The 23,346-nt window shown below is 70.7% G+C and carries 19 protein-coding genes and 1 pseudogene; 14 read left to right on the forward strand and 6 right to left on the reverse strand.

Going from position 1 to position 23,346, the window contains the following annotated elements; all coding sequences use genetic code 11:
- Window positions 1–35: 35 nt before the first annotated feature.
- Entirely contained in the window at window positions 36–827 is a 792-nt protein-coding gene (locus ABZ564_RS05155; RefSeq protein WP_360849654.1) for an MIP/aquaporin family protein, read from the reverse strand.
- 264 nt (window positions 828–1,091) lie between these two features.
- Window positions 1,092–1,856 (reverse strand): IclR family transcriptional regulator, encoded by a 765-nt coding sequence (locus ABZ564_RS05160; RefSeq protein WP_360849934.1) that lies wholly within the window; start codon window positions 1,854–1,856, stop codon window positions 1,092–1,094.
- A 237-nt stretch (window positions 1,857–2,093) separates the two neighbouring features.
- Between ABZ564_RS05160 and metH the strand changes: the two genes are divergently transcribed.
- The 3 genes from metH to ABZ564_RS05175 all read left to right on the forward strand — a co-directional run bounded on the left by metH (window position 2,094) and on the right by ABZ564_RS05175 (window position 8,180).
- Window positions 2,094–5,606: a methionine synthase gene (gene metH / locus ABZ564_RS05165; RefSeq protein WP_360849657.1), complete on the forward strand. Its 3,513-nt coding sequence runs from the start codon at window positions 2,094–2,096 to the stop codon at window positions 5,604–5,606.
- Between the two features lie 119 nt (window positions 5,607–5,725).
- On the forward strand, window positions 5,726–6,418 hold the full coding sequence (locus tag ABZ564_RS05170; protein WP_360849660.1) for an HAD family phosphatase: 693 nt from the start codon (window positions 5,726–5,728) through the stop codon (window positions 6,416–6,418).
- A gap of 157 nt (window positions 6,419–6,575) precedes the next feature.
- Window positions 6,576–8,180 (forward strand): ABC transporter substrate-binding protein, encoded by a 1,605-nt coding sequence (locus ABZ564_RS05175; protein WP_360849662.1) that lies wholly within the window; start codon window positions 6,576–6,578, stop codon window positions 8,178–8,180.
- 21 nt (window positions 8,181–8,201) lie between these two features.
- Here the strand turns inward: ABZ564_RS05175 and ABZ564_RS05180 are convergent, their stop codons facing one another.
- Window positions 8,202–8,873, reverse strand: a complete 672-nt coding sequence (locus ABZ564_RS05180) for a response regulator transcription factor (protein ID WP_360849665.1) — start codon at window positions 8,871–8,873, stop codon at window positions 8,202–8,204.
- 38 nt (window positions 8,874–8,911) lie between these two features.
- Window positions 8,912–9,790 (reverse strand): RecB family exonuclease, encoded by an 879-nt coding sequence (locus tag ABZ564_RS05185; RefSeq protein ID WP_360849669.1) that lies wholly within the window; start codon window positions 9,788–9,790, stop codon window positions 8,912–8,914.
- Window positions 9,791–9,897: 107 nt separating this feature from the next.
- On the opposite strand from ABZ564_RS05185, the gene ABZ564_RS05190 reads away from it, so the two are divergent.
- The 3 genes from ABZ564_RS05190 (at window position 9,898) to ABZ564_RS05200 (ending at window position 12,971) form a co-directional block, all read left to right on the forward strand.
- Complete coding sequence (locus ABZ564_RS05190) at window positions 9,898–11,148, forward strand: site-2 protease family protein (RefSeq protein ID WP_360849672.1); 1,251 nt, start codon at window positions 9,898–9,900, stop codon at window positions 11,146–11,148.
- Window positions 11,149–11,211: 63 nt separating this feature from the next.
- Window positions 11,212–12,117 (forward strand): tRNA (adenine-N1)-methyltransferase, encoded by a 906-nt coding sequence (locus tag ABZ564_RS05195; RefSeq protein WP_360849675.1) that lies wholly within the window; start codon window positions 11,212–11,214, stop codon window positions 12,115–12,117.
- 266 nt (window positions 12,118–12,383) lie between these two features.
- Complete coding sequence (locus ABZ564_RS05200; RefSeq protein WP_360849678.1) at window positions 12,384–12,971, forward strand: hypothetical protein; 588 nt, start codon at window positions 12,384–12,386, stop codon at window positions 12,969–12,971.
- Window positions 12,972–12,990: 19 nt separating this feature from the next.
- On the opposite strand, the gene ABZ564_RS05205 is transcribed toward ABZ564_RS05200, so the two are convergent.
- The gene (locus ABZ564_RS05205; protein ID WP_360849681.1) at window positions 12,991–13,302 is read right to left on the reverse strand and encodes a ferredoxin; all 312 of its coding nucleotides are present in this window, start codon (window positions 13,300–13,302) and stop codon (window positions 12,991–12,993) included.
- Between the two features lie 242 nt (window positions 13,303–13,544).
- On the opposite strand from ABZ564_RS05205, the gene arc reads away from it, so the two are divergent.
- The 6 genes and pseudogenes from arc (at window position 13,545) to prcA (ending at window position 19,384) form a co-directional block, all read left to right on the forward strand.
- Window positions 13,545–15,311, forward strand: a complete 1,767-nt coding sequence (arc, locus tag ABZ564_RS05210) for a proteasome ATPase (protein ID WP_360849684.1) — start codon at window positions 13,545–13,547, stop codon at window positions 15,309–15,311.
- A gap of 238 nt (window positions 15,312–15,549) precedes the next feature.
- Entirely contained in the window at window positions 15,550–17,061 is a 1,512-nt protein-coding gene (gene dop, locus ABZ564_RS05215; RefSeq protein ID WP_360849687.1) for a depupylase/deamidase Dop, read from the forward strand.
- Between the two features lie 130 nt (window positions 17,062–17,191).
- Window positions 17,192–17,410: a ubiquitin-like protein Pup gene (locus ABZ564_RS05220; RefSeq protein ID WP_360849690.1), complete on the forward strand. Its 219-nt coding sequence runs from the start codon at window positions 17,192–17,194 to the stop codon at window positions 17,408–17,410.
- Between the two features lie 103 nt (window positions 17,411–17,513).
- Window positions 17,514–17,696, forward strand: a pseudogene (locus ABZ564_RS05225) (endonuclease domain-containing protein); the annotation flags it as partial.
- Entirely contained in the window at window positions 17,648–18,493 is an 846-nt protein-coding gene (prcB, locus tag ABZ564_RS05230; RefSeq protein WP_360849693.1) for a proteasome subunit beta, read from the forward strand. The pseudogene ABZ564_RS05225 and the gene prcB, both read left to right, overlap by 49 nt.
- Window positions 18,494–18,556: 63 nt before the next feature.
- A complete protein-coding gene (gene prcA, locus ABZ564_RS05235; RefSeq protein ID WP_360849696.1) occupies window positions 18,557–19,384 on the forward strand; it encodes a proteasome subunit alpha in 828 nt (275 codons plus the stop codon).
- Between the two features lie 67 nt (window positions 19,385–19,451).
- On the opposite strand, the gene ABZ564_RS05240 is transcribed toward prcA, so the two are convergent.
- On the reverse strand, window positions 19,452–20,477 hold the full coding sequence (locus tag ABZ564_RS05240) for a LacI family DNA-binding transcriptional regulator (RefSeq protein WP_360849699.1): 1,026 nt from the start codon (window positions 20,475–20,477) through the stop codon (window positions 19,452–19,454).
- Between the two features lie 131 nt (window positions 20,478–20,608).
- Here ABZ564_RS05240 and ABZ564_RS05245 point away from each other — a divergent pair, with 131 nt between their 5' ends.
- Window positions 20,609–21,868, forward strand: coding sequence for an MFS transporter (locus tag ABZ564_RS05245; protein WP_360849702.1), 1,260 nt, complete (start codon window positions 20,609–20,611; stop codon window positions 21,866–21,868).
- A 9-nt stretch (window positions 21,869–21,877) separates the two neighbouring features.
- Window positions 21,878–23,239, forward strand: coding sequence for a Pup--protein ligase (pafA, locus tag ABZ564_RS05250; protein ID WP_360849705.1), 1,362 nt, complete (start codon window positions 21,878–21,880; stop codon window positions 23,237–23,239).
- Window positions 23,240–23,346 lie beyond the last annotated feature (107 nt).

Raw genomic sequence — 23,346 nt, forward strand, 5'->3', positions numbered from 1 at the left:
TCCCGGAGGTCTGTGTGGGGTGGGGTGGGGACGGCCTAGGCGAAGGCGAGGTTGTAGAGCCCGCCCGCGAGCGCGCCGCCGATCAGCGGGCCGACGACGGGGACCCACGCGTAGCCCCAGTCGGAGCCGCCCTTGTTCGGCAGCGGAAGCAGCGCGTGCACGATACGCGGGCCGAGGTCGCGGACCGGGTTGATCGCGTAGCCCGTCGGCCCGCCGAGCGACAGGCCGATGCCGACGACGACCAGGGCGGTGATCAGCGCGCCCAGGGTGCCGAGGCCGTCGCCGTCGGCGTTGAGGCCCTGGGTGAGGATGGCGAGCACCAGCACGACCGTGGCAATGACCTCGGTGAGGACGTTCTGCACGGCGTCGCGGATCTCGGGGCCCGTCGAGAAGACACCGAGCACCGGTCCCGCCGCGGGGGCCGCGGCCTGGTCGACCATCCCCTCCTCACCCGAATGGGCGCGCAGGACCTCCGGATCGGTGAGGTGCGCCCGGAACTGCCCGTAGTACGTCAGCCAGACCAGCACCGCGCCGATCATCGCGCCGAGGAGTTCGGAGGCGAGGTAGAGCGGTACGTCGCTCCACTCCGTCCCGCCCTCGATCGCCAGGCCGATGGTGACGGCCGGGTTGAGATGCGCCCCCGACACACCGCCGGCCAGATACGCGCCGGTCAGCACCGCGAAGCCCCACCCGAAGGTGATGGCGAGCCAGCCGGCGTTCCGCGCCTTCGAGTGCTTGAGCGTGACGGCGGCACAGACACCGCCGCCGAGCAGGATGAGTACGGCGGTACCGATGGTCTCGCCGATGAAGATGTCGGAGCTGGACACCCGCGACTCCTTTGTCCTTCGTCCAGGGAAGCCGAACCCCGGGTCCCTCCGGTGGTCCGCGCCCTCGGGTGAGAGCTCGGCCGGCCCTTGGCGCGGTCACAACCTAACGCGAATTTCCGTTAAGTGTTCGACAATGCCGACCGATGAACGGCAGTGTTTCTCCCGGGTGAAGGCAGCGTCAAGAGGGGTGGGGCCGGTGAATCGATCGTTACGAGGGGAGCCGGCCGGGTGCGCGGTCGCGCGCCGCACCCGCGGGCGGGCGGCTCAGAAGCGCCTGGCGCCCAGGTCCCGCGAGACCGCGCGGGCGCAGTCGCGGACCGCCGCGATCAGCTCCGGGCGCAGCTCCCCGTCCTTGCAGACCCGCTCCACCGCACCGGTGACGGCGATGGCCCCCACCGGCATCCGGCGCCGGTCGTGGATCGGGGCGGCCACCGCGGCCACCCCCTCCCAGGTCTCCTCCACGTCGGCCCCCCAGCCCCGGGCCCGGACCGTGTCGAGCACCGCCTCGAACTCCTCCGGGCCGGTGACCGTCCGGGGGGTGAACGCCTGCCGCTCGACCTCCACGGCCTCCGTGTGCGCCACCGGGTCGTACGCCGCCAGGACCTTGCCCAGGGCCGTGGAGTGCAGCGGCTGCATGGCCCCCACCTCCAGCACCTGCCGACTGTCGTCGGGCCGGAAGACGTGGTGGACGATGAGGACGCCCTGCTGGTGCAGTACGCCCAGGTGGACGCTCTCGCCGCTGGAGCGGGCCAGGTCGTCCGTCCAGACCAGGGCCCGGGCCCGCAGCTCGTGGACGTCGAGATAGCTGTTGCCCAGGCGCAGCAGCTCCGCGCCCAGCTGATAGCGGCCGGAGGCGGCGTCCTGCTCGACGAAGCCCTCGTGCTGGAGCGTGCGCAGGATGCCGTGCGCGGTGCCCTTGGCCAGGCCCAGTGAGGAGGCGATGTCGGACAGCCCCAGCCGCCGCTCGCCGCCTGCCAGCAGGCGCAGCATCGCGGCCGCCCGTTCCAGCGACTGGATGTTCTTGGCCATCGCGCCGTACTCCTCCACTTTGTTCGACAATGCTGAACACTATCGGTCGATGCCGACCCGTGCTCGACCGCAGGAGAAGTCCGCAGCACCCCGCGACGCCGGAACCCCCGGGAACAGGATGCCGTCCGGCTCGTGGGACGGAGTGACGGCCCAGGTCGCGGCCCGGCTACCCTGGCCGGGTGCGCCTTCCGCCGAAGACGCAAAGCCGACAGCCGTCGCATCCCAGGGAGTACATCCATGGCCTCGTCGCCGACCCCTTCCGCCGACAGCCGGAACCGAGCCGCAGCCCTCCGCGAGGCGCTCGCCACCCGTGTGGTGGTGGCCGACGGTGCCATGGGCACCATGCTCCAGGCCCAGGACCCCACGCTCGCGGACTTCGAGAACCTCGAAGGCTGCAACGAGATCCTCAACGTCACCCGGCCGGACATCGTGCGCTCCGTGCACGAGGCGTACTTCGCCGTGGGCGTCGACTGCGTCGAGACCAACACCTTCGGCGCCAACACGGCGGCCCTCGGCGAGTACGACATCCCCGAGCGCGTCCAGGAGCTGTCCGAGGCCGGCGCGCGCATCGCCCGCGAGGTCGCCGACGAGTTCACCGCCTCCACGGGGGAGCAGCGCTGGGTGCTCGGCTCCATGGGCCCCGGCACCAAGCTGCCGACCCTCGGCCACGTCTCCTACGCCACCATCCGCGACGGCTTCCAGGCGAACGCCGAGGGACTGGTCGCCGGCGGCGCCGACGCCCTGATCGTCGAGACGACCCAGGACCTCCTGCAGACCAAGGCCGCGATCCTCGGCGCCCGCCGCGCCCTGGACGCCCTGGGCAGCGATCTGCCGCTGCTGTGCTCGCTGGCCTTCGAGACGACCGGCACCATGCTCCTGGGCTCCGAGATCGGCGCGGCCCTGACCGCCCTGGAACCCCTCGGCATCGACATGATCGGCCTGAACTGCTCGACCGGTCCGGCCGAGATGAGCGAGCACCTGCGCTACCTCACCCGTCACTCCCGTATCCCGCTGCTCTGCATGCCGAACGCCGGACTGCCGGTGCTCACCAAGGACGGCGCGCACTTCCCGCTCGACGCCGAGGGACTGGCCGACGCCCAGGAGACGTTCGTCCGGGAGTACGGCCTCTCGCTGGTCGGCGGCTGCTGCGGCACGACCCCGGAGCACCTGCGCCAGGTCGTCGAGCGCGTACGCGGAACGGTCCCGGCCGCCCGCGACCCGCGCCCCGAGCCCGGCGCCGCCTCCCTCTACCAGAGCATCCCCTTCCGCCAGGACACCTCGTACCTGGCGATCGGCGAGCGGACGAACGCCAACGGTTCCAAGAAGTTCCGCGAGGCCATGCTGGAGGGCCGCTGGGACGACTGCGTGGAGATGGCCCGCGACCAGATCCGCGAGGGCGCGCACATGCTCGACCTGTGCGTCGACTACGTGGGCCGCGACGGCGTGGCCGACATGGAGGAGCTGGCCGGCCGGTTCGCCACCGCCTCGACCCTGCCGATCGTCCTGGACTCCACGGAGCTGCCCGTGCTGCGGGCCGGCCTGGAGAAGCTGGGCGGCCGCGCGGTCCTCAACTCCGTCAACTACGAGGACGGCGACGGCCCCGAGTCCCGTTTCGTCCAGGTCACCCGGCTCGCCGCCGAGCACGGCGCCGCGCTGATCGCGCTGACCATCGACGAGGAGGGGCAGGCCCGTACCGCCGAGCACAAGGTCGCCGTCGCCGAGCGGCTCATCGCCGATCTGACCGGCAACTGGGGCATCCAGGAGTCGGACATCCTGATCGACACCCTGACCTTCACCATCTGCACCGGCCAGGAGGAGTCCCGCAAGGACGGCGTCGCCACCATCGAGGCGATCCGCGAGCTGAAGAAGCGCCACCCCGCCGTGCAGACCACGCTCGGCCTGTCCAACATCTCCTTCGGCCTCAACCCGGCCGCCCGCGTCGTCCTCAACTCCGTCTTCCTCGACGAGTGCGTCAAGGCCGGCCTCGACTCCGCGATCGTGCACGCCTCGAAGATCCTGCCCATCGCCCGGCTGGAGGAGGAGCAGGTCGAGGTCGCGCTCGACCTGATCTACGACCGGCGGGCCGAGGGCTACGACCCCCTGCAGAAGCTCATGGAGCTCTTCGAGGGCGTCAACATGAAGTCGATGAAGGAGGGCAAGGCCGAGGAACTGCTCGCCCTGCCGCTCGACGAGCGCCTCCAGCGCCGCATCATCGACGGCGAGAAGAACGGTCTGGAGGACGACCTCGCCGAGGCGCTGAAGGACACGCCGGCGCTCGACATCGTCAACAACACCCTCCTGGAGGGCATGAAGGTCGTCGGCGAGCTCTTCGGTTCCGGCCAGATGCAGCTGCCGTTCGTGCTCCAGTCCGCCGAGGTCATGAAGACCGCGGTGGCCTACCTGGAACCGCACATGGAGAAGTCGGACGCCGAGGGCAAGGGCACCATCGTCCTGGCCACCGTCCGCGGCGACGTCCACGACATCGGCAAGAACCTCGTCGACATCATCCTGTCCAACAACGGGTTCAACGTCGTCAACATCGGCATCAAGCAGCCCGTCTCCGCGATCCTGGAGGCCGCCGAGGAGCACAAGGCGGACGTCATCGGGATGTCCGGCCTCCTCGTCAAGTCCACCGTGATCATGAAGGAGAACCTGGAGGAGCTGAACCAGCGCAAGCTGGCCGCCGACTACCCGGTGATCCTCGGCGGCGCCGCCCTGACCCGCGCCTACGTCGAGCAGGACCTCCACGAGATCTACGAGGGCGAGGTCCGCTACGCCCGCGACGCCTTCGAGGGGCTGCGCCTGATGGACGCCCTCGTCGCCGTCAAACGCGGCGTCCCCGGCGCCACCCTGCCCGAGCTGAAGCAGCGCCGCGTCCCCAAGCGCGACACCGCCGTCCTGGAGGTGAACGAGCCGGAGGAGGGCGTCCGCTCCGACGTCTCCGTCACCAACCCGGTGCCCGCCCCGCCGTTCTGGGGCAGCCGGGTCGTCAAGGGCATCCAGCTCAAGGAGTACGCCTCCTGGCTCGACGAGGGCGCCCTGTTCAAGGGCCAGTGGGGCCTCAAGCAGACCAGGGCCGGCGACGGACCCACGTACGAACAGCTCGCCGAGAGCGAGGGCCGCCCGCGCCTGCGCGGCCTGCTCGACAAGCTCCAGACGGAGAACCTGCTGGAAGCGGCCGTCGTCTACGGCTACTACCCCTGCGTCTCCAAGGGCGACGACCTGATCCTGCTGCACGAGGACGGCTCCGAGCGCACCCGCTTCACCTTCCCGCGCCAGCGCCGCGGCCGCCGGCTGTGCCTGGCGGACTTCTTCCGCCCCGAGGAGTCCGGCGAGACGGACGTCGTCGGCCTCCAGGTCGTCACCGTCGGCTCGAGGATCGGCGCCGAGACCGCCAAGCTCTTCGAGGCCAACTCCTACCGCGACTACCTGGAGCTGCACGGGCTCTCCGTCCAGCTGGCCGAGGCCCTGGCCGAGTACTGGCACGCCCGGGTCCGTTCGGAGCTGGGCTTCGCGGGGGAGGACCCGGCGGAGGTCGAGGACATGTTCGCCCTGAAGTACCGGGGCGCGCGCTTCTCGCTGGGTTACGGCGCCTGCCCGGACCTGGAGGACCGCGCCAAGATCGCGGACCTGCTCCAGCCGGAGCGGATCGGCGTCCACCTCTCCGAGGAGTTCCAGCTCCACCCCGAGCAGTCCACCGACGCGATCGTCATCCACCACCCCGAGGCGAAGTACTTCAACGCGCGGTAGGACTCCGTTCGACGCGTCGTAGCGGATCACGTCGTACACTGGTCGGTCCAGCGCAGGCCGGTCGCCCATCCTCCGGGACGGGCGGCCGGCCTTCTCGTCCCTCATGGAAGGTGTGCCGGATGACCAGTACGGTTCCCGCGTCCCTGACCCGCACGGCGGAGGGCGCTGCCCTCCAGGCCGTCTTCCTCGACATGGACGGCACCCTGGTCGACACCGAGGGCTTCTGGTGGGACGTCGAGGTGGAGGTCTTCGCCGACCTCGGGCACCGGCTGGACGAGGCGTGGCGCGAGGTGGTCGTCGGGGGGCCGATGACCCGCAGCGCCGGCTACCTCATGGAGGTGACCGGTGCCGACGTCACGCTCGACGAACTCACCGTGCTGCTCAACGACCGGTTCGAGAAGCGCATCGGCCGGGGCGTCCCGCTGATGCCCGGCGCCGCCCGCCTCCTCGCCGAACTGCGCCGGCACGAGATCCCCACCGCCCTCGTCTCGGCCTCGCACCGCCGGATCATCGACCGGGTGCTCGACTCCGTGGGCCGCCACCACTTCGCGCTCACCGTCGCCGGGGACGAGGTCACCCGCACCAAGCCGCACCCCGAGCCCTATCTCACCGCCGCACGTGGTTTCGGCGCCGACCCGCGGCTCTGCGCCGTCGTCGAGGACACCGCGACCGGGGTGGCCGCGGCCGAGGCCGCCGGATGCCGGGTGGTCGCCGTGCCCTCGGTCTCCCCGATCGCCCCCGCCGCCGGCCGGGTCGTCGTGGGTTCGCTGGAGGAAGTGGACCTCGCATTCCTCCGGAAACTCGTCAACTGAATGCTCCCGGTCGCGCACCGAGAGTATTTCTGTGAATGAACGGAAAAGCTCTCACGGTGGCCGTGCGGAAGAATTCCGCGCACGACCCCCGTCCGGCATTCGGTAACGCGCCCGCTAATGTCTTTCTCCTTGAACCGATGAGGGAGAACGGCCAACCATGAAACGCAAGACCCTGGTGCTGCCGGCCGTCGCGGGCCTCCTGGCTCCCGTGCTCGCCGGCTGCGGCGCGACGGAAGCTGTCGGCCCCGGCACCGGAACCGGCGCGGTCGTCGTCGGCACCACGGACCGGATCGTCGCCTCCGCGAGCGCCCCCGCCCCGCTCGACCCCGCCGTCGGCTACGAGGCGGGCGTCTGGAACGTCCTGCGGCAGACCGTGCAGACCCTGATGGCCACCCCGCGCGGCGGCGGCCGGCCCGTCCCCGAAGCGGCCGAGAGCTGCACCTTCACGGACCGCGAGAGCGAGAGCTACCGCTGCCGGCTGCGCGCCGGCCTCACCTTCTCCGACGGCAGCCCCGTCACCGCCGACGACGTCAAGTACTCCATCGACCGCGTCCTGCGCATCAAGTCCGCCAACGGGCCCGCCGCCCTCCTCGGCAACCTCGACACCGTCGAGACCACCGGCGCCCGCGAGGTCGTCTTCCACCTCCGGACCCCCGACGCCACCTTCCCGTACAAGCTCGCCACCCCGGCCGCCGGAATCGTCCCGCGCGACCACTACCCCGCGAATTCCGCCCGCAGCGGGTTCCAGGTGGACGGTTCGGGTCCGTACACCATGAAAGCGGAAGCGAAATCCGGCCGGGTCGTGAAAATCGCCTTCACCAGGAACCCCCGTTACCGGGGGAGCTACGAGGTGCGGAACGAATCCGTCGAACTCGATCTCTTCCCCGACGCCGCGGCCCTGGGCAGGGCGTTCGACGAGAAGAAGATCGACATGATGGCCCGCACCATGTCCTCCGACCGCGCCCAGCGGATGCTCGCGAAGCCCGAGGACGGCGTCCGGCTCACCGAGATGCCCGGCCTCGCCATCAGCTACCTCGGCTTCGACACCGAGGACCCCGCCGTGGGGAAGAAGGCCGTCCGGCAGGCCATCGCCCAGATCGTCGACCGCGGCCGGATCGCGAGCCAGGTCTACGGCACCACCGTCGAGCCGCTGTACTCCCTCATCCCGACCGGGGTCACCGCCCACGTCAACGCGTTCTACAGCACCTACGGCGAACCCAGCGCCGGCAAGGCCGCCGCCCTCCTCAGGAAGGCCGGGATACGCACGCCCGTACGCTTCACCCTGCACTACACGAACGACCACTACGGCCGGGACACCGCCACCGAGTTCGAAGCACTGAAGAAGCAGCTCAACGACACCGGCCTCTTCGACGTCACCACCGAGGGCACCCCCTGGGCCCGGTACCGCCCCGCCGAACTCCGCGGCGACTACGCCGTCTACGGCATGGGCTGGTTCCCCGACTTCCCGGATCCCGACAACTACACGGCGCCCTTCCTCGGCCGGGACAACTTCCTCGGCTCGTCCTACACCTCCGCCGAGGCCCGCACGCTGATCGCGCAATCACGCCGCCAGGCCGACCGCACCGCCGTCGCGCCCGCCTTCGAGCGGCTCCAGGACATCGTCGCCCGGGACGTGCCCGTCCTCCCGATCTGGCAGGGCAAGCAGTACGTCGCCTCCCTGGACGGCCTCGGCGGCGTCGAATGGGCGGTCGGCTCCAGCGCCGACCTGCACCTGTGGGAGCTGGACCGGGGCACCGACTGAGTGCCCCGCCGCGCCCCGGCGTCACTGCGCGCCGGGGCGCACCAGGCCGCTCTCGTAGGCGTACACCGCGGCCTGCACCCGGTCGCGCAGCCCCAGCTTCGTCAGCACATGGCCCACATGCGTCTTCACCGTCGTCTCGCTGACGAACAGGTCGGCGGCGATCTCCGCGTTCGACAGGCCGCGCGCCACCAGTTTCAGCACCTCGACCTCCCGGTCCGTCAGCGTGTGCAGCGTGTCCGGAACCGGCTCCTCGCCCGACGGCAGATGGTCCGCGTACTTGTCGAGCAGCCGGCGCGTGACGCTCGGGGCGAGCATCGCCTCCCCGTTCGCCACCACCCGGATCGCCTGCACCAGCTCATCGGCCGGCGCGTCCTTCAGCAGGAAGCCGCTCGCACCCGCCCGCAGCGCCTCCACCACGTACTCGTCGAGGTCGAACGTCGTCAGCACCAGCACCTTCGCCGGACCGTCCCGGCCCGGTCCGGTGATCTGCCGCGTCGCCTCGACGCCGTCCATCCGCGGCATCCGGATGTCCATCAGCACCACATCGGGCTGCAGCGCGCGCACCTGGTCGATGGCCTGGAGGCCGTCACCCGCCTCGCCCACCACCGCCAGATCGCCCTCGGCCTCCAGAATCATCCGGAAGCCGGTGCGCAGCAGCGGTTGGTCGTCGACCAGAAGGACGCGGATAGCCACCAGATCTCCTCAATGCCCGTCGAGGCCACAGGCCGGCCTCAGCCCGGACCGGGTCCATTCTGCCCCGGGTCATCATCCGCCGGACCGGCCGGGCGGACGGTCAGCGGATAGACCGGGGGAGTCCCGCCGAATTCCGGACAGAGCGCCTGGTGGTCGCACCAGCCGCACAGCTTCGTCGGCCGCGGCCGCCACTCGCCCGTCCGCGTCGCCAGCGAGATCGCCTCCCACAGCGCCAGCAGCTTGCGCTCCACCCGCTCCAGATCCGCCACCACCGGGTCGTACGTCATCACCTCGCCGCTGCCGAGGTAGACCAGCTGGAGCCGGCGCGGCACCACACCCTTCAGCCGCCAGATCACCAGGGCGTAGAACTTCATCTGGAACAGCGCCCCCTCCGCGTACTCAGGACGCGGCGCCTTCCCCGTCTTGTAGTCGACGATCCGGACCTCGCCCGTCGGCGCCACGTCGATCCGGTCGATCACCCCGCGCAGCCGCAGCCCCGACTCCAGCTCCGTCTCGACGAACAGCTCGCGCTCCGCCGGCTCGAGCCGCGTCGGGTCCTCCAGCGAGAACCAGCGCTCCACGAGCTGCTCCGCCTGAGCCAGCCACCGCGCCAGCCGCTCGCCCCCCGGATCCTCCGCGAAGAGCTCCGCCAGCTCCGGCTTGGACTCCAGCAGCCGCTCCCACTGCCCCGGGATCAGCTCCGCCGCCCGGCCGGGCGTGCGCTCCGCCGCCGGATTGTCGAACAGCCGCTCAAGGACCGCATGGACCAGCGTCCCCCGGGTAGCCGCCTCGCTGGGCTTCTGCGGCAGCTTGTCGATGACCCGGAAGCGGTACAGCAGGGGGCACTGCATGAAGTCGCTCGCCCGCGAGGGGGAGAGCGACGAGGGCGGCCGGGCCGGCGGCGGAACGGAGGTCATGACGAAGACCCTACGACCCGCCACTGACACCAACCGGCATACCATCGACCCCAGACCCTCGAAACACCGCGTCATCGTGCCGGAAGGCACCGAACCGAAGGGACCTCGTGGACGAGAGCGGCGACAGCCGGCGGCCGCAGCCCGGCCCAGCGGGTACGGGCCCCGGCGACGGCCCCGGCAAGGGCACGCCCCCACGCCGGGACGATCCCGGAGGCGGCATCCTCATGGGCCGCCCCTTCGGCGTGCCCGTCTACGTCGCCCCCAGCTGGTTCCTGGTGGCGGCTCTGATCACCTGGGTCTTCGGCGGCCAGCTCGACCGTGTCCTGCCCGACCTCGGCGCCGCCCGCTACCTGGTCGCCCTCTTCTTCGCGATCGCCTTCTACGCCTCCGTGCTCGTCCACGAACTGGCGCACACGGTCGCCGCCCTGCGCTACAAGCTCCCCGTGCGGCGCATCCAGCTCCAGTTCTTCGGCGGCGTCTCCGAGATCGAGAAGGAGTCCGAGACCCCCGGCCGCGAATTCGTCCTCGCCTTCGTCGGCCCGCTGCTCTCCCTCGTCCTGGGCGGACTCTTCTACGTACCGCTGCGCTTCGTCGAACGCGGCACCGTCCCCGCCGTCCTGCTCGGCGGGCTGATGATCTCCAACCTCATCGTCGCCGCCTTCAACCTCCTGCCCGGCCTCCCGCTCGACGGCGGCCGCATGCTCAGGGCCGTCGTCTGGAAGATCACCGGCCGCCCGATGAGCGGCACCGTCGCCGCGGCCTGGGTCGGCCGCGCCCTCGCCGTCGGCACCCTCGTCGGCCTGCCCCTCCTCACCCGCAGCGGATCCCTGGGCAACGACGCCGGTGAGATCAGCGGCATGGACACCGTCACCGACGCCCTGCTCGCCGCGATCCTCGCCGCGATCATCTGGACCGGCGCCGGCAACAGCCTGCGCATGGCCCGGCTCCGGGAACACCTCCCCGCCCTGCGCGCCCGCAGCCTCACCCGGCGGGCCGTCCCCGTCGAGGCCGCCACCCCGCTCTCCGAGGCCCTGCGCCGGGCCAACGAGGCCGGCGCCCGTGCCCTCGTCGTGGTCGACAACAGCGGCGAGCCCAAGGCCCTCGTCCGGGAGACCGCCATCGTCGCCGTCCCCGAACACCGCCGCCCCTGGGTCGCCGTCAGCGGCCTCGCGCAGGACCTCACCGACGGCATGAAGGTCTCCGCCGAACTCGCCGGCGAAGCCCTCCTGGACCGTCTCAAGGCCACCCCCGCCACCGAGTACCTCGTCGTCGAGGAGACCGGCGAGATCTACGGGGTCCTCTCCACCGCCGACGTCGAGCGGGCCTTCGTCGCCGCCATGGCCCGCCCCACCGCCTGAGGCCCGCCCCCCCCCGTACGGGCGTGCGGTCGGCGCCCCCCGAAACACCGGTACGCTGGTCACATGTCTGAACCGACCGGTGCCGCCCGCCGACGCGGGCCCTTCAAGGTCGGGGACCAGGTCCAGCTCACCGATCCCAAGGGACGCCACCACACCTTCACGCTCGAAGCCGGAAAGAACTTCCACACCCACAAGGGTTCTTTCCCGCACGACGAGCTGATCGGCGCCCCCGAGGGCAGTGTGGTCCGTACCACGGGAAACGTCGCCTACCTCGCGCTGCGCCCCCTGCTCCCCGACTACGTCCTGTCCATGCCCCGCGGCGCCGCCGTGGTCTACCCGAAGGACGCGGGACAGATCCTGGCCTTCGGTGACATCTTCCCCGGCGCTCGCGTCGTGGAAGCCGGCGTCGGCTCGGGCGCGCTCTCCACCTTCCTGCTCCGCGCCATCGGCGAACAGGGCATGCTGCACTCGTACGAGCGCCGCGAGGACTTCGCCGAGATCGCCCAGCAGAACGTCGAGCGCTACTTCGGCAGCCCCCACCCCGCCTGGCAGCTCACGGTCGGCGACCTCCAGGACAACCTCACGGACACCGACGTGGACCGTGTCGTGCTGGACATGCTGGCCCCCTGGGAGTGCCTGGACGTCGTCTCCAAGGCGCTCGTCCCCGGCGGCATCCTCTGCGCGTACGTCGCGACCACCACCCAGCTCTCCCGGACGGTCGAGTCCATCCGCGAGATCGGCTGCTTCGCCGAACCGCAGCCCTGGGAGTCGATGATCCGCAACTGGCACGTCGAGGGTCTCGCCGTCCGCCCCGACCACCGCATGATCGGTCACACCGGTTTCCTCGTCACCGCCCGCAGGCTCGCCGACGGCGTCCAGGCCCCGGCCCGGCGCCGCCGCCCCTCCAAGGGCGCCTACGGCGAGGACTACGACGGCCCGGGAGGCCAGAGCGGCTCCGCCCGCGACTGACCCCCGCGGCAACGCACCGGCGCCGCCGCCGGGTTCCCGGACCGACCCGGAGACCCGGCGGCGGCGCCCTTCTCGTATGCGGCCCGCACCGGCTCGGGGCCCGCTCGCGGGCGGCTCGTCACGGCTCGGCTCCCGGCCCGCGCCGGGCCCCGTGATCCTTGCGCACCCCACCGTTCCGCCGCCGTGTGAGGTGTGGCACGATGCTGGCCACCCCCGCACCGCCGACGCCGACGGCCGCACCACAGGAACCACAGGAGACAGCCCGCGTGCAGACCTCCGCGCTCCCGGACCTGGCGCACACCGACACCAGGCCGATGCACTGGCTCGCCACCGCGGCGGCCATGGCCGCCGTCGTCGCGGCAGCCGGTCTGCTCCAGCCCGACACCAGCGCCTCGGCGTCCGCCCCCCACCGCACCACGGCCCAGCAGCACGCGGCGCGGCTCCCCGCCCCCGACCCGGCCAGGGCCGCCTTCCCCCTGGACTGCGGCAACGTCGGCAACACCGTCGCCAAGCAGGCACCCGGCGACCTGGACGGCGACGGCCGGCCCGAGACCGTCGCGGTGGTCCACTGCGCGGCCGGATCCGGTACCCCGCCCAGCGGCGTCTACGTCCTCACACAGGCGGACGGGGCCGCGCCCAGGATCGTCGCGACCCTGGTGGACCCCGCCCAGCAACTGAGCGTCGGCGACTTCACGGTCCGCGACCGCGTCATCTCCGCCACGCTCCTCGGCTACTCCTCGTCCTCGGTGCCCTCCTGCTGCCCCGACCAGCAGGAGAAGGTCACCTGGCAGTGGCGGAACGGCGCCTTCGTCCGCGACGGCCGGAGCGCCGATCCCGCCGGCACCGGCATCTGACCCCGGGGCCGTCGGACGGTCAGGCCGCCTCGGGGCCGTACACCTCGACCCTGTCCGAAACGCGCCGCACGTGAATGCAGTCGCCCGGGCACTCCTTGGCCGAGTCCACGACGTCCTGGAGCAGCGGCAGCGGCACCGGGGTGGTCGCGCCCTTGTCCTGCAGCAGCTCGTCCTCTTCGCTCTTCACGTACGCCAGACCGTCGATGTCCAGCTCGAACACCTCGGGGGCGTACTGCACGCAGATGCCGTCGCCCGTGCAGAGGTCCTGGTCGATCCAGACCTCCAGGTCCTGCGCCGCGCCGTCGGTGGGAGCGTCCTGCTGCACGGTCATGTCGCCTGCCGTTTCCTGCGTATCCGGACCGGGAAAGAGCCAGCCCTGACGGGTGTTGAACGCTTCGACGATACAACCGGCCGCTTTCCGATGTTGAACGGTGGGTATCCCCCCTGGGACGGGGAGAGCGCAAGGGTGAAGATCGGACACACCTCACAGTCTTTGTGATCTAGGGGTTTCAATCACCACCCACGCAGGTAGGGTCAGGAAGCGTCCAGCTCCCCTTGGAGGAGGTGAGGACCGTGGCAGCCCACGACGACGACATCAACCGCGGCATCCGGCCCGGGCGGGGGTCCGACGACCCAGCCGGCCAGGTCGCCTATCTCGAGCAGGAAATCGCCGTCCTGCGACGTAAGCTCGCCGACTCTCCGCGTCATACGAGGATTCTCGAAGAGCGGATCGTCGAGTTGCAGACCAACCTCGCAGGCGTGTCCGCCCAGAACGAGCGGCTCGCCGGCACACTCCGCGAGGCCCGCGACCAGATCGTGGCCCTCAAGGAGGAGGTCGACCGGCTCGCACAGCCGCCGGCCGGCTTCGGGGTGTTCCTGCAGGCCAACGAGGACGGCACCTGCGACATCTTCACCGGGGGCCGCAAGCTCCGGGTGAACGTCAGCCCCAGCGTCGAACTCGAAGACCTCCGGCGCGGCCAGGAGGTCATGCTCAACGAAGCGCTCAACGTGGTCGACGCCATGGAATTCGAGCGTGCCGGGGACATCGTCACCCTCAAGGAGATCCTTGAGGACGGCGAACGCGCCCTGGTCATCGGGCACACCGACGAGGAAAGGGTGGTGAGGCTCGCCGAGCCGCTGCTGGACGTCACCATCCGTCCCGGCGACGCCCTGCTGCTCGAACCCCGGTCCGGCTACGTCTACGAAGTCGTGCCCAAGAGCGAGGTCGAAGAGCTCGTCCTCGAAGAAGTGCCGGACATCGACTACGACAAGATCGGCGGCCTGGGCGACCAGATCGAGCTGATCCGCGACGCGGTCGAACTTCCCTATCTCCACCCCGACCTCTTCAAGGAGCACGAGCTCCGTCCGCCGAAGGGCATCCTGCTCTACGGCCCGCCCGGCTGCGGCAAGACGCTCATCGCCAAGGCCGTCGCCAACTCCCTGGCGAAGAAGGTCGCCGAGGTCACCGGCCAGCCCGCCGGCAAGAGCTACTTCCTCAACATCAAGGGCCCCGAGCTCCTCAACAAGTACGTCGGCGAGACCGAGCGCCACATCCGCCTGGTCTTCCAGCGTGCCCGTGAGAAGGCGAGTGAGGGCACCCCCGTCATCGTCTTCTTCGACGAGATGGAGTCGCTCTTCCGCACCCGTGGATCGGGCGTCAGCTCGGACGTGGAGAACACCATCGTCCCCCAGCTGCTCGCCGAGATCGACGGCGTCGAGGGCCTGGAGAACGTCATCGTCATCGGCGCCTCCAACCGCGAGGACATGATCGACCCGGCGATCCTCCGCCCGGGCCGGCTCGACGTGAAGATCAAGATCGAGCGCCCCGACGCGGAGGCCGCGAAGGACATCTTCGCGAAGTACCTCACGCCTTCGCTGCCGCTGCACGCGGACGACCTGGCCGAGCACACCGGCTCGAAGGAAGCCGCCGCGCACGCCATGATCCAGTCGGTCGTCGAGCGGATGTACACCGAGTCCGAGGAGAACCGCTTCCTCGAGGTCACGTACGCCAACGGCGACAAGGAAGTCCTGTACTTCAAGGACTTCAACTCCGGCGCGATGATCCAGAACATCGTCGACCGGGCCAAGAAGATGGCCATCAAGGCCTTCCTCGACCACGGCCAGAAGGGCCTTCGCGTCTCCCACCTCCTCCAGGCCTGCGTGGACGAGTTCAAGGAGAACGAGGACCTTCCGAACACCACCAACCCGGACGACTGGGCCCGTATCTCCGGCAAGAAGGGCGAGCGGATCGTCTTCATCCGCACGCTCGTCACCGGAAAGCAGGGCGCGGACACCGGCCGCTCCATCGACACGGTGGCCAACACCGGGCAGTACCTGTAGGACGCGGGCCGGCTGCGGATGCCCGCCGGGCATCCGCAGCCGGTTGCTTTCCGGACAGCCGCGGCGACACCGCGGTAATGACGACGCATTTGATCTCCCCACCGGCACGGAGGCGTTCTAGGCTCTGGCGTACCGCCCGTTCACGCAGCGCGGGACGGGCAGACCGCGCACGCACCGAACAAGCAGCGGTACTTGAGCGCCGCCCCGGAAGGGAGCGCCGCCGGGCAAGGAGGGCCGCATGACCGTACGGCGAGTAATGGGCATCGAGACCGAGTACGGGATCTCCGTCCCCGGACACCCCAACGCCAATGCCATGCTCACCTCGTCCCAGATCGTCAACGCCTACGCGGCGGCGATGCACCGGGCGCGCCGCGCCCGCTGGGACTTCGAGGAGGAGAACCCGCTGCGGGACGCGCGAGGCTTCGACCTCGCCCGCGAGACCGCCGACTCCAGCCAGCTCACGGACGAGGACATCGGCCTGGCCAATGTCATCCTCACCAACGGGGCCCGGCTCTACGTCGACCACGCGCACCCCGAGTACAGCTCCCCGGAGATCACCAACCCCCGGGACGCGGTCCTGTGGGACAAGGCCGGCGAGCGCATCATGGCCGAGGCTGCCGAGCGCGCCGCGCAGCTTCCGGGCGCCCAGCCGATCCACCTCTACAAGAACAACACCGACAACAAGGGCGCCTCCTACGGGACGCACGAGAACTACCTGATGAAGCGGGAGACCCCGTTCTCGGACATCGTGCGGCACCTGACGCCGTTCTTCGTCTCGCGGCAGGTGGTGACCGGCGCCGGACGGGTCGGAATCGGCCAGGACGGCCATGAGCACGGCTTCCAGCTCAGCCAGCGCGCCGACTACTTCGAGGTCGAGGTCGGCCTGGAGACCACGCTCAAGCGCCCGATCATCAACACCCGCGACGAGCCCCACGCCGACGCCGAGAAGTACCGCCGGCTCCATGTGATCATCGGCGACGCGAACCTCTCCGAGATCTCGACGTACCTCAAGCTGGGCACCACCTCGCTCGTCCTGTCCATGATCGAGGACGGCTTCATCAACGTCGACCTGGCCGTCGACCAGCCGGTGCGCACGCTGCACCACGTCTCCCACGACCCCGGCCTCCGGCAGCTGATCACGCTGCGCAGCGGCCGGACACTCACCGCGGTGCAGCTCCAGATGGAGTACTTCGAGCTGGGCCGCAAATACGTCGAGGAGCGGTACGGGGCGGACGCCGACGAGCAGACCAAGGACGTCCTCAGCCGGTGGGAGGACACTCTGAACCGGCTGGAGAACGACCCCATGAGCCTGGCCGACGAGCTGGACTGGGTGGCGAAGCGGGCGCTCATGGAGGGCTACCGGCGCCGCGACGGCCTGGACTGGGACGCGGCCCGCCTGCACCTGGTGGACCTGCAGTACGCGGACGTACGGCAGGACAAGGGCCTGTACAACCGTCTGGTGGCCCGGGGCCGGATGAAGCGCCTCCTCGACGAGCGCGAGGTCGAGCGGGCGCGTACGGCGCCGCCCGAGGACACCAGGGCGTACTTCCGCGGCCGCTGCCTCGAACAGTACGCGGACGACGTGGCCGCGGCCTCCTGGGACTCTGTCATCTTCGACCTGCCGGGCCAGGACTCGCTGCAGCGGGTGCCCACCATGGAGCCGCTGCGGGGCACGCGGGAGCACGTGAAATCCCTCCTGGACCGGTGCCGCACGGCGCAGGAACTGGTCCAGGTCCTCTCGGGTGGCTGAAGGCGCCTGAAAGGGCTCCCGGCTGGGAATCATTCCGATGACCTCCGGACGTTGAGACAAGTACCGGGCCAATGTCGGACCCCGTAGGTAGGGTCTGATCAAGTGCTTCGAACCGAGCGGGGTGAGCTAGATGGCGACCAAGGACACCGACGGCGGACAGCAGAAGGCGACGCGCTCCACGGAGGAGGTCGAGGAGCAGGCGCAGGACGCGCAGGCATCCGAGGACCTCAAGGAACGCCAGGAGAAGCTGAGCGACGACGTGGACGACGTCCTCGACGAGATCGACGACGTGCTCGAGGCCAACGCCGAGGACTTCGTTCGCTCATTTGTTCAGAAGGGCGGCGAGTAACCGGCTCCGCGCCGGAGGCCGGCGGCGGGTGTGCGGCACGGGCGGTCGGCCCGTGCCGCACACCGCGGGCGCGGACCGCGCTGCCGGTCCGATTGCCTCCGCCTCCTATGTGGATCACTGCCGCCGGACGGGTAGGGTCCGGGGCATACCGTGCTTCAACTGCAACTCGGCCATCGGCAAGTTGGGAGATGCTCCTGACGCCTTGCGCAGGGCCATCGCATACCTGGAGGGAAACGCGTGGAAGCCAACACTCGTAGCACCGGGCGTCTACCCGCTGCCTTCCTGACGCCGGGATCGTCCTCCTTCATGGACTTCCTGTCCGACCAGGCGCCCGGGATGCTGCCCGGCAACCGGCAGATGCCCCCCATGAAGGGCGCCATCGAGGCGCCGCACGGCACGACGATCGTGGCGGCGGCCTTCCCCGGCGGTGTCGTCCTGGCCGGTGACCGGCGGGCGACCATGGGCAACATGATCGCGCAGCGCGACATCGAGAAGGTCTTCCCGGCCGACGAGTACTCGGCGGTGGGCATCGCCGGTACGGCGGGTCTCGCCGTGGAGATGGTCAAGCTCTTCCAGCTGGAGCTGGAGCACTTCGAGAAGGTGGAGGGCGCCCAGCTCTCCCTGGAGGGCAAGGCGAACCGGCTCTCGACGATGATCCGGGGCAACCTGGCGATGGCCATGCAGGGCCTCGCCGTCGTCCCGCTCTTCGCCGGCTACGACGTCGACCGCGAGCGCGGACGCATCTTCAGCTACGACGTCACCGGCGGGCGTTCCGAGGAGCACGGATACGCCTCCACCGGCTCCGGCTCCATCTTCGCGCGAGGCTCGATGAAGAAGCTCTACCGCGAGGACCTGACGGAGGAGGAGACGCTGACGCTGGTCGTGCAGGCGCTGTACGACGCGGCGGACGACGACTCGGCGACGGGCGGCCCGGACGTGGCCCGCCGTATCTATCCGATCGTCACCGTCATCACGGACGAGGGCTTCCGGAAGCTGACCGACGCGGAATCCTCCGAGATCGCCCGCTCGATTCTGGAACGCCGCCTGGAACAGCCCGACGGCCCGCGCGCCGCGCTGCTCTGAGCAAGCGTTCGTATCCAGGCTTCTTCGATGCTCCTGCCACTGACAGAAAGGGACGGATAGCCGGTGTCGACGCCGTTCTATGTCTCACCTCAGCAGGCCATGGCCGACCGGGCGGAATACGCCCGGAAGGGCATTGCCCGTGGTCGCAGCCTGGTTGTGCTGCAGTACGCCGACGGCATTGTGTTCGTCGGCGAGAACCCGTCCCGTGCGCTGCACAAGTTCAGCGAGATCTACGACCGGATCGGTTTCGCCGCCGCCGGTAAGTACAACGAGTACGAGAACCTCCGCATCGGCGGGGTCCGCTATGCGGATCTGCGCGGATACACCTATGACCGCGACGATGTGACGGCCCGTGGGCTGGCGAACGTCTACGCGCAGACGCTCGGCACCATTTTCTCCAGTGCGGCCGAGAAGCCGTACGAGGTGGAGCTCGTGGTCGCCGAGGTGGGCACCGAGCCGGAGGGCGACCAGATCTACCGGCTGCCGCACGACGGCTCGATCGTGGACGAGCACGGCTCGGTCGCGGTCGGCGGCAACGCGGAGCAGATCAGCACCTTCCTCGACCAGCGCCACCGTGACGGGATGTCGCTCGCCGAGGCGCTGAAGCTGGCGGTGCAGGCGCTGTCCCGCGACCCCAACGGCAGCGAGCGGGAGATCCCCGCAGAGCGGCTCGAGGTCGCGGTCCTGGACCGTACGCGGCCGCAGCAGCGGAAGTTCAAGCGGATCGTCGGCCGGCAGCTGGCCCGGCTGCTGGAGGCCGAGGCCGCCGCGTCGACGCCGACCGACGCCCCGTCCGACGCCGAGGACGGCGAGACCCCCACCGCCACCACGGACCCGAAGGGGCCGAAGGGCACGACCGACACGACGGACTCCGGCGGGGACGTGGAGTAGCGGTTCCCGCTGCCTGATCCACCGAGCCCCGGTCCGCCCGCGCAAACGCGGGCGGACCGGGGCTTCGTCATGCGGGCGGGGGCGCCGTCGAACCGCGGGCGACCAGCCGCACCGGCAGGCTGCCGGCTTCGGCGGGCCGGCCGTCCAGCACGGCCAGCAGGGCGGCCATGCCGCGCTCACCGACCTGCTCGGCGGGCAGCCGGACCGTGGTCAGTTCCGGTTCCACGGCCGTGGCCAGGGCCAGGTCGTCGAAGCCGGTGACCGAGACGTCGTCGGGCACCCGCAGCCCGAACCGACGGGCGGCCTTGCAGGCGCCCGCCGCCAGGATGTCGTCGTCGCAGACGATCGCGGTCGGACGGGTCCCGGGGAGACCCAGCGCGTGTTCCGCCGCGTCCCGCCCCGCCCGTACGTCCAGCGCCGCGTGCACCGTGCGCACCTCGGTGCCGGGGACCCGGCGCAGTTCCTCGTGCAGGGCGTCCGCGCGGCAGCCGAAGGTCCAGGTGTCGACGGCCGAGGCGAGGTGGAGGAAGCGCCGGTGGCCGAGGGCGAGCAGATGGCGGGCCACCTGGCGCATCCCGTCGGCGATGTCCGGATTGACCCGGGCGGCGGGCCCCGGCGCCGAGGGGTCGCTGTCCAGCATCACCAGCGGGACGTCCGCGCCGTGCAGGGCGTCGAGCGCGTCGGCGGCCATGGACGAGGCGATGACCCCGTCCAGCGCCGCGCGGGCCGACGGGAAGGGGTCGCGGGCCGGGCCGGTGCCGTCGGGGGAGGGGTAGAGGACGACCCCGAAGCCGTGCTCGGCGGCGACCGCGGCGGCGCCGGTGTAGACCCGGGCGAAGAACTCGTTGGTGAGGGCGGGAACGACCAGCAGGGCCGTCCTGGTGCGGCCGAGGCGCAGGTTGCGGGCGGCGAGATTGGGCCGGTAGCCGAGGCCGCGGGCGGCGTCGCGCACCCGGCCGGCGGTGGACTCGGAGACCCGTCCCCGCCACTTGTCGCCGAGGACGAGCGAGACCGTGGCCTGGGAGACGCCTGCGGCCCGGGCCACGTCACGGCTGGTGGGCCGGGGCGGGCCGGGCGGTGCTGGGCTGGTCACGCGGGCCTCCGGGCCGGTCGGGGCAGGCCCGTGAGGTGGACCTGCGGACGGGCTCATGGTACGTATGAACCTCGAAGTTATACGTAAAACCTCGCAGGTCCGCACGGGCACCGGAGGGAGAGGGGCGGGACATGGCCGCGGGATATCTGGACATCCTCCGGGCGCGGCACGTCGTCAGGCTGCTGACGGGCACCCTGGTGGGCCGGCTGCCGAACGGCACGGCGAGCATCGCGATCGTGCTGTTCGTCCGGGACGAGGGCGGCAGCTACACGCTCGCGGGCGCGCTCGCGGCGGTGTACGGGCTGGCCACGGCGGTGGGACAGCCGCTGCTCGGCCGCGCGGTGGACCTGTACGGGCAGCCGCGCGTCCAACTGCCCGCCGCGGTCCTCTCCGCGCTGGGCATGGGCGTGCTCGCCGTGGCGGGCTGCGGCTTCCTGCCGCTCGCCTACGCGGCGGTGGCCGTGGGCGGGCTCTTCACGCCACCGCTGGAGGGCGGCCTGCGGGCGCTGTGGCCGAGCGTGCTGGGCGGTGAGGACCGGGTGCACCGGGCCTACGCCATGGACGCCGTCGCGCAGGAGGTCATGTTCACCGCGGGCCCGCTGCTCGTGACCCTGCTGGTCTCCCTCTGGTCGCCCGCCGCCGCCCTGCTCGTCATCAACGCGATCGGCGTGCTCGGCGCCTTGTCGGTCGTGCTGTCCGAGCCCTCGCGGGCCTGGCGCTCCGCCCCGCGCGAGGCGCACTGGCTGGGCGCGCTGCGCTCGCCCGGACTGCTGGCGCTGCTCGGCTCGTTCTTCTTCGTGGGCCTCGCGCTGGGCTCCATCAGCGTGGCGGGCCTGGCGTACGCCGACGACCACGGCGGGGACTCCGTCTACGGCTGGCTGATGGCGGCCCTCGGGCTCGGCGCTCTGACCGGCGGGGCGGTGTACGGGGCACGGCAGTGGGCCGGGGCGCCGGAGCGTCGGCTGCGGGTGATCGTGGGACTGCTCGCGCTGGGCTACCTGCCGCTGATGCTGACGCCGGGTCCGGTCGCGATGACCCTGCTGGCTGCCGTCTCCGGGGTGTTCCTCGCCCCAGCCATCGCGTGCTCGTTCATCGTCGTCGACCGGCACGCCCCGCGCGGGACGGTGACGGAGGCGTTCTCGTGGCTCGTGACGACCTTCGGGGTGGGCGCGGCCGCGGGGACCGCGGTGGCCGGCCCGGCCGTCGAACTGGGCGGGACGGTGTGGAGCTTCGCCGTCGCGGGGGCCGGTGGAGTGGCGGCGCTGCTGGTGCTGCTCGCCACCGGAACGGTGCTCACGGCTCCCGCCCGTACCGCCGTCGCGGTGCGAGGATCCGAAAATGATCGAAACGGTGCCGTCGAACCCGGTTTCAGCTCGGGCCATCAGGCGTAATGTTCAGTCATGGACCGCCGCATTTTCGGGCTGGAGAACGAGTACGGCGTCACGTGCACGTTCAGGGGACAGCGCCGACTGTCTCCTGATGAAGTGGCGCGCTACCTCTTCCGCCGTGTTGTGTCATGGGGCCGCAGCAGCAACGTCTTTCTGCGGAACGGCGCCCGCCTCTACCTCGACGTGGGATCGCATCCGGAATATGCAACCCCCGAATGCGACAACCTGACCGAGCTGGTCACCCACGACAAGTCCGGCGAGCGCATTCTCGAAGGCCTGCTCGTCGACGCCGAACGCCGCCTGCACGAGGAGGGAATCGCCGGCGACGTCTATCTCTTCAAGAACAACACCGACTCGGCGGGAAACTCCTACGGATGCCATGAGAACTACCTCGTGGCCCGGCACGGAGAATTCTCCCGTCTCGCGGACATCCTCATTCCCTTCCTCGTCACCAGGCAGCTGATCTGCGGCGCCGGCAAGGTGCTGCAGACCCCCCGGGGCGCGGTCTACTGCGTCAGCCAGCGTGCCGAGCACATCTGGGAGGGCGTCAGCTCCGCGACGACGCGCTCGCGACCGATCATCAACACCCGTGACGAGCCGCACGCGGACGCGGAGCGCTACCGCCGCCTCCACGTCATCGTCGGTGACTCCAACATGTCCGAGACGACCATGCTGCTCAAGGTCGGCGCGACCGACCTGGTGCTCCGCATGATCGAGGCGGGCACGGTGATGCGCGACCTGACCCTGGAGAACCCGATCCGGGCGATCCGCGAGGTCAGCCACGACACCACCGGGCAGCGCAAGGTCCGGCTCGCCAGTGGCCGGGAGGCGTCGGCCATAGAGGTGCAGCGCGAGTACTACGAGAAGGCCGTGGACTTCGTCGACCGCCGCGGCATCCGCACGGGCAACGTCGAGCGCGTCCTCGAACTGTGGGGCCGCACGCTCGACGCGATCGAGGCCGAGGACCTCGACCGGATCGGCACCGAGATCGACTGGGTCATGAAGTACAAGCTCATCGAGCGGTACCGGGCCAAGCACAACATGACCATGTCGAATCCGCGGGTGGCGCAGATAGACCTCGCCTACCACGACATCCACCGCCGCCGGGGTCTCTACTACCTGCTGGAGCGCAAGGGGCAGGCAGCCCGGGTGTGCAACGACCTGAAGATCTTCGAGGGCAAGTCGGTGCCCCCGCAGACGACCAGGGCGCGGCTGCGCGGCGACTTCATCCGGCGGGCCCAGGAGCAGCGGCGGGACTTCACCGTCGACTGGGTCCACCTCAAGCTCAACGACCAGGCGCAGCGCACGGTGCTGTGCAAGGACCCGTTCCGGTCCGTGGACGACCGCGTGGAGAAGCTGATCGCGGGTATGTGAGCCGGCGCGGGACACGCCCCGCCACCCGGCGCGACCCGGGCCCCGTACGTTCCTCGTACGGGGCCCTTCGCACGGCCTAGAGTAACGGGGGCCCCGGGAGCCTCCCG

This window comes from Streptomyces sp. NPDC019224 (assembly GCF_040632605.1).
Taxonomy (GTDB): domain Bacteria; phylum Actinomycetota; class Actinomycetes; order Streptomycetales; family Streptomycetaceae; genus Streptomyces.

Bases quoted from the DNA above. Each gene is read 5' to 3' on its own strand.
- ABZ564_RS05160 (WP_360849934.1), bottom strand. From the start codon at position 1,856: ATGGCCAAGAACATCCAGTCGCTGGAACGGGCGGCCGCGATGCTGCGC.
- metH (WP_360849657.1), top strand. From the start codon at position 2,094: ATGGCCTCGTCGCCGACCCCTTCCGCCGACAGCCGGAACCGAGCCGCA.
- ABZ564_RS05170 (WP_360849660.1), top strand. From the start codon at position 5,726: ATGACCAGTACGGTTCCCGCGTCCCTGACCCGCACGGCGGAGGGCGCT.
- ABZ564_RS05175 (WP_360849662.1), top strand. From the start codon at position 6,576: ATGAAACGCAAGACCCTGGTGCTGCCGGCCGTCGCGGGCCTCCTGGCT.
- ABZ564_RS05185 (WP_360849669.1), bottom strand. From the start codon at position 9,790: ATGACCTCCGTTCCGCCGCCGGCCCGGCCGCCCTCGTCGCTCTCCCCC.
- ABZ564_RS05195 (WP_360849675.1), top strand. From the start codon at position 11,212: ATGTCTGAACCGACCGGTGCCGCCCGCCGACGCGGGCCCTTCAAGGTC.
- ABZ564_RS05205 (WP_360849681.1), bottom strand. From the start codon at position 13,302: ATGACCGTGCAGCAGGACGCTCCCACCGACGGCGCGGCGCAGGACCTG.
- dop (WP_360849687.1), top strand. From the start codon at position 15,550: ATGACCGTACGGCGAGTAATGGGCATCGAGACCGAGTACGGGATCTCC.
- ABZ564_RS05220 (WP_360849690.1), top strand. From the start codon at position 17,192: ATGGCGACCAAGGACACCGACGGCGGACAGCAGAAGGCGACGCGCTCC.
- ABZ564_RS05245 (WP_360849702.1), top strand. From the start codon at position 20,609: ATGGCCGCGGGATATCTGGACATCCTCCGGGCGCGGCACGTCGTCAGG.
- pafA (WP_360849705.1), top strand. From the start codon at position 21,878: ATGGACCGCCGCATTTTCGGGCTGGAGAACGAGTACGGCGTCACGTGC.